7 protein-coding genes and 1 pseudogene are annotated in these 5,286 nt (G+C 35.6%); 6 read left to right on the forward strand and 2 right to left on the reverse strand.

What is annotated here, in order from left to right; all coding sequences use genetic code 11:
• Nucleotides 1–170 precede the first annotated feature (170 nt).
• The 3 genes from EUBHAL_RS15255 to EUBHAL_RS05465 all read left to right on the forward strand — a co-directional run bounded on the left by EUBHAL_RS15255 (nucleotide 171) and on the right by EUBHAL_RS05465 (nucleotide 2,874).
• Nucleotides 171–326 (forward strand): ethanolamine ammonia-lyase light chain EutC, encoded by a 156-nt coding sequence (locus tag EUBHAL_RS15255; RefSeq protein ID WP_278183907.1) that lies wholly within the window; start codon nucleotides 171–173, stop codon nucleotides 324–326.
• A 488-nt stretch (nucleotides 327–814) separates the two neighbouring features.
• On the forward strand, nucleotides 815–1,372 hold the full coding sequence (locus EUBHAL_RS05460) for an RNA polymerase sigma factor (protein ID WP_005346091.1): 558 nt from the start codon (nucleotides 815–817) through the stop codon (nucleotides 1,370–1,372).
• A complete protein-coding gene (locus tag EUBHAL_RS05465) occupies nucleotides 1,372–2,874 on the forward strand; it encodes a hypothetical protein (RefSeq protein ID WP_005346093.1) in 1,503 nt (500 codons plus the stop codon). The genes EUBHAL_RS05460 and EUBHAL_RS05465 overlap by 1 nt, the downstream gene beginning before the upstream one ends.
• A 206-nt stretch (nucleotides 2,875–3,080) precedes the next feature.
• Here the strand turns inward: EUBHAL_RS05465 and EUBHAL_RS16750 are convergent, their stop codons facing one another.
• The gene (locus tag EUBHAL_RS16750; protein WP_334290883.1) at nucleotides 3,081–3,152 is read right to left on the reverse strand and encodes a DUF6783 domain-containing protein; all 72 of its coding nucleotides are present in this window, start codon (nucleotides 3,150–3,152) and stop codon (nucleotides 3,081–3,083) included.
• Here EUBHAL_RS16750 and EUBHAL_RS16755 point away from each other — a divergent pair.
• From EUBHAL_RS16755 to EUBHAL_RS05475, 3 genes and pseudogenes are all read left to right on the forward strand, one after another.
• A pseudogene (locus EUBHAL_RS16755) lies at nucleotides 3,135–3,338 on the forward strand (DUF6783 domain-containing protein); the annotation flags it as partial. The gene EUBHAL_RS16750 and the pseudogene EUBHAL_RS16755 sit on opposite strands and share 18 nt — an antisense overlap.
• 136 nt (nucleotides 3,339–3,474) lie before the next feature.
• Nucleotides 3,475–3,687 carry a FeoA family protein gene (locus EUBHAL_RS05470; RefSeq protein ID WP_005346095.1) on the forward strand — a complete coding sequence of 71 codons (213 nt, stop codon included), beginning with the start codon at nucleotides 3,475–3,477 and terminating at the stop codon, nucleotides 3,685–3,687.
• Nucleotides 3,688–4,069: 382 nt separating this feature from the next.
• On the forward strand, nucleotides 4,070–5,044 hold the full coding sequence (locus EUBHAL_RS05475; protein ID WP_242648747.1) for a YitT family protein: 975 nt from the start codon (nucleotides 4,070–4,072) through the stop codon (nucleotides 5,042–5,044).
• Between the two features lie 128 nt (nucleotides 5,045–5,172).
• Here EUBHAL_RS05475 and EUBHAL_RS15260 read toward each other — a convergent pair.
• Nucleotides 5,173–5,286 (reverse strand): zinc ribbon domain-containing protein (locus EUBHAL_RS15260; protein WP_005346098.1); only part of this gene is annotated, 114 nt, incomplete at its 5' end.

A 5,286-nucleotide genomic window follows, 5' to 3' on the forward strand; every position in this document is an offset into this window, starting at 1 on the left:
CAAAGTCACAAAATTCAATAAATTTTTTAGGGGTTCTTTTTCATATTTTTTGAGCAATCCGATAGAGTAGTATCTATAGCGGCTGTCTATCTTGAATTCTACAAATAAGTTAAAAAATTTGAGGGAGAGGACAGGAAAGACAGCTATGTCAGAGAATTAAATATCATAGGATTGACAATAATGCAAGGTCAGATATGTTAGAATCGGAATATACCGTAGTTTCTAATATCAACCGGCATGGTATTGCTCCAGTAGAGGCAGCGGCATATATTGTTGATCTTATTGAACGGATATTGAAAACAGGAAAAAGTGGAGTGGAACTCTGATAACAGACAAACAGACGCACCCCAAGAGAAAAACTACTCATGCAAAATCAGAATTCCAACTTTCTTTTGTCCCCATCTTCAAATTTTCTCAACTGATTTGTGGGATTGGAATACACAGAACCCTCATCTCCTGTAATATATAAAAATGCGCCTTTGAGCAAGTTCAAGTTGCGGATGAACAGCTTGGACGCAGGGAAACGAAGCATTTTTATATATTATAGGAGATGAGGGTTCGTCTGTTCCACAGCCTCACAAATCAAAATTTTTTGTGGTATTTTGTTTTTACATCGTATTTGTTAGTATAGGAAGTATCAATTTGATACCTGCCTATCTTTGCAATATAAAAAGAAAAACAGCAGTGAAATTAAATCCACCGGAAGACATAAGGTATACGCTACAGGTGTATTTTTCACAAAAGGAAAATGCGTTGTTATTTACAAATGAAAAAGAAGTTTATCTGGTAAATCTTGAGAAGTAAAGGAGTGAAAATGATGACAGATAAAGAGATTATCGCTTTATATTTTAAGCGTTCGGAAAATGCTATTGAACAGACTGATGAAAAGTATGGGAGACTGTGTCATTCGATTTCCATCAATATTTTAAATGATACGAGGGACAGTGAGGAATGTGTGAATGACACCTATCTTACACTCTGGAATAAGATTCCTCCGAAAGAACCGAACCCATTTAAGGCGTACATATGTCGAATTATAAAAAATCTTTCCCTGAAAAAATACGAATTTAATCATGCCAAAAAGCGGAACAGTGCGTATGAAACGTCTCTCGATGAGCTGGCAGAATGTGTGAGTGATGGAACGGAAGCATCTGACAGCGTAGAATTTGAGGAGTTGCGGACAGCAATTAATACATTCCTTTCCGAACTTCCGGAGAAAAAAAGAATTTTATTTTTACGCAGGTACTGGTTTTTACAGCCAGTGAAAGAAATTGCAAAAGACTATGGAATCACAGAAAAAACAGCATCTATGCGTTTAGCCAGACTTCGTGAAAAGTTGCAGCAATATTTGCAGGAAAAGGAGTTGATCTGATGGATAAAAAAGAACTGTTTCGTGCGATTGATGCCTGTGAGGATCGCTTTATTAGGGAAGCGGCAGAAGATATTCAAAAAAGAAAACCATCAATGATTCGAAGATTTTTCTTTGTAAATTCTTCAGAAAACACAGAAGAAAACTCGGAAAAAGATGTGAGAAAATTGTCTGGGTTAAGAGTTGCTGCCGCAATTGTAATCTGTGTTGTAGTGCTAAGTATTGGAGTACAGACTGCAGCCAGAGTTTCTACTGTTTTTCGTGATTGGATTGAGCAGACATTTCAGATAGGAAGTTCTTCTGGTGATCAACAAGGAAAAGAGAATCAGTATATAAATAATAATGGAAGTGGAAAAAACGGAAATAACAAGAAAGGTTATAATAACAATACCTCAAATATCGATTCATACGGTAAGAATGATAAGAAAAATTCTGCTGGGAAAGAAGTAAAAAATGGCAGAAGTAATGAGGAAGAAACAGGAAGAGTTCACCGAAGAAATAACAAAGCAGATGAAGGGCAAGACTCCATTTCACAAATTGAAAAAGTGCCAATGAAAGATAATCTGCAGATTGTGGGAACGAATGAAAGTTTTATTTATGAAAGTAAAACGGATGCAAACTCCGATGAAATCGTAGAGAAAGTCTATAGTATTAAAGATGGTAAACTTAGCAAATTGCCAATACAATCCTTTTCGGGCAGCTACAAGGCAAGTACATTCTCTTTCCAATATTCTATCATTGGGCAGGAGATTTTTAGCTATAATTATAGCAAAAATCTGGTACAGGTATTTGACCAGATAAATAAGCAGGGAGAAATTTACCTTTCCGCAGAAAATGCCAAAGAAAATGAACAAATTCTTTGCGTAAATTTAAAAAGTGGAGAATGTAGACAGGTCGTAAAACCTGGGGACGGAATGAATATGAGCATGTCTCCAGATGGAAAATATATCTTAATCAATCACAGCAAATCATATTGGACTGTTTTTGATACAGAAAAAGAAACAGAAAGAAAACTAGAAGGACTTTCTGGATACGCACTTTCCAATGAATATGATTTCATTAATGATGACCATATTGCCGCTGTTGGAGATGTATTTACCAAAAACAATACCGAATTCTATCGCCTGAATTATATTGACTTTCAAACAGGAAAAGTAAAAGTATATCCGGAATATGGAGATATCAAAGGCTGCTGGACGTATCGGTGTGATACGAAGAAAAAACAGTTGGAAATAGAGAATCTTATCACAAAACAAAAGCAGATGATTCCTTTAAAACAAGCAGAAGATGTTCATATAATGCAAGTCAATGGAGAGTATGTTTTATTAGGAACAGAGTCTGACGATGTATATTATCTTTATAATTTGCAGGAGGATATTTATCGAGAATTAGATATCCCAGAAGAAATCCGGGGAACACTGGAGATGTATATTGCGAAAAAGGAGAAGAAATTACTTTTCACAAATGGAAAAGAAGCGTATTTGGTAGATTTAAAAGAAAGATAAGATTATCTTGTTATACTGTTTTCTGAATGGTATACTAAAAACATAAAAAAGCCGTGTGAATTGAAAATTCGGTGTTCACACGGCTTTTTAAAAAAATGATGATTAGATAGAACTAACATGTGCAAACACATTATTTTATATATAAATATGGAGGATGAAGGGATGCTATATTCAGAAGAAGTAAAAATTTTTAAAGAAACCCATACCTACATTCCGTTGCCGTAGCCCACTACGCCGCCCTTGTTCAGGCAAAATCTTCTACAAATTGTAACGCACATCTTGCAGAAAGTATTTTTCAAACACGCTCTAAGACAAAATGTTTCATTTATGAACAGCCTATTTGTCTAATCTTTTATTTTTTGAAATCAAGAATGAGTAAGATTGTAATGGGTAAAATAAGAATAGGGAAAGTAGGAGCAATTTACTTATACTTTGTTTATACAATACAAAGTATAAACACATAACCTCAATTAGTTTTTTCTAATAAATGTACAATACATAAAACTTGCAATAGTTTTCTGATAAAAAATATCTTTTTTTGTAATTGTGTTAGCAATATTTCCGTGGTAGAATAGTATAAAAAGAGAAGGGGGATTATTCATGTATTCATTAGTAGATGCATCTTTAAACACACTGCATACTATCAAGTGGAATATCTGCAGTGACGAGAAGATGTCATTATTAGAAAAACTGGGGTTAGTACAGGGAGCAAAGGTAAGTGTGATTGCTTCCTATTTTGGAAATGTAATTGTATCGGTCAATGGAAAAAGAATCGCAATAGAAAAAGATACCGCAGAAAGGGTGAAGGTTTAAATTCTGAGTTGCCGCAGGCAAGGGAGACGCCCTCTGGCTGGAGAGGTGAAATTACAAATTTAATGCTAGAGCGTGTTTGCGTTCCCCAATCTTTTAACGGATTTATAGGATTGGAGTAAACAGAGCCAGCGAACCTTGTAATATATAAAAATGCGTCTTAGAGCAAGTTCAAATTGCGGTTGAGCAGTTTGAACGCAGTGATACGAAGCATTTTTATATATTACAAGGTTCGCTGGCTCGTTTGTACTTTAGTATTCATAGTGTAGAAAAAAATATGCATTTTCTAACAGAATATTTTTCTGAAAATAGGTATCAAACACAGAGATTGTGTATTATAATGGGATTCGGTAAAAGAGAAAATACATTTGATTGGAGGATTTATATGAAGAAAGTGCCAATAAAAGAATTGAGAGAAGATTTAAAAGAAGAACTCAAAGAGGAACTGGTTTCGGATTCAGCGATTCTTGATAAACAGAGGATGGGAGAGGAAATGTATCATAAGTTAGAGATTCGCAGAGATGTGAAAGATTCGATTGTGGTTATCATTGCCTCGATTTTGTATGCGATAAACGTTAATGTTTTCGTTAATGCGGGAAATCTGCTTCCAGGTGGAGCAACTGGAATTTCCCTGCTGTTACAGCATATTTGCAGAACATTTTTACATATCAGTGTGCCATATTCATTATTCAGTATTCTTCTTAATGCGGTTCCGGCAACGATATGTTACCGGGTAGTTGGTAAAAAGTATACACTTCGTTCGGTTCTTTGCATTTTTGTAATGAGTATTGCCGTCGATATGATTCCGTCTCATTTTATTACAGATGATTTATTATTAATTGCGATTTTTGGTGGAATTATTAATGGTGTTTTGATTGCACTGATTTTAAATAGCCATGCGACAAGCGGTGGAACGGATTTTATCAGTATGATTATTTCTAAGAAAAAGGGAATCAGTGTGTGGAATTACATTTTCATGGGAAATGTAGCCGTTCTTTTGATTGCAGGATGTATTTATGGTATGAATGTGGCATTATATTCTATTATTTTCCAGTATGCATCCACACAGATGATTAATATGATGTACAAGCGATATGATAAGGATACCTTATTTATTATCACGAAGAAACCAGATGAGGTTTACAATATTATTCTGAAAAAGACAAACCATGATGCCACCTTATTTAAGGGGGTAGGCTGCTATAAGAACGAGGAAAAAGCGATGCTTTATAGTGTGGTGAACTCAGATGCGACAAGAGTAGTTATCATGGATATTAAAAAGGAAGACCCGGATGCATTTATCAATTATTTTGGTTCGAAAGGAGTTCGTGGAAAGTTCTATTATCAGGAAGAGGAGTGACATCCTCCCCCACCTATAGAGGTGGGGGCTTCCCAACCTCGGCAAGTTTGGTTCTCGTTCGATAACACTACTGTGCTAAGCATAAGCGAGCTATCCCCGTGTGTCCCACGGTTGTGTTTGTTCTAAAGTCATGCATTTACCAGCCGCATTCCCTCATTTCTGATATTTACCGCCGCATTTACATCTCTGTCATGATGGTTCCCACACTGTGGACAATCCCACTCTCTTAACGCAAGATCTTT

It is taken from the genome of Anaerobutyricum hallii DSM 3353, from assembly GCF_000173975.1.
Classification (GTDB): Bacteria; Bacillota; Clostridia; order Lachnospirales; family Lachnospiraceae; genus Anaerobutyricum; species Anaerobutyricum hallii.

Excerpts from the sequence above, each read along its gene's own strand:
- EUBHAL_RS05460 (WP_005346091.1), top strand. The coding sequence starts at position 815 with ATGATGACAGATAAAGAGATTATCGCTTTATATTTTAAGCGTTCGGAA.
- EUBHAL_RS05475 (WP_242648747.1), top strand. The coding sequence starts at position 4,070 with ATGAAGAAAGTGCCAATAAAAGAATTGAGAGAAGATTTAAAAGAAGAA.
- EUBHAL_RS05470 (WP_005346095.1), top strand. The coding sequence starts at position 3,475 with ATGTATTCATTAGTAGATGCATCTTTAAACACACTGCATACTATCAAG.
- EUBHAL_RS05465 (WP_005346093.1), top strand. The coding sequence starts at position 1,372 with ATGGATAAAAAAGAACTGTTTCGTGCGATTGATGCCTGTGAGGATCGC.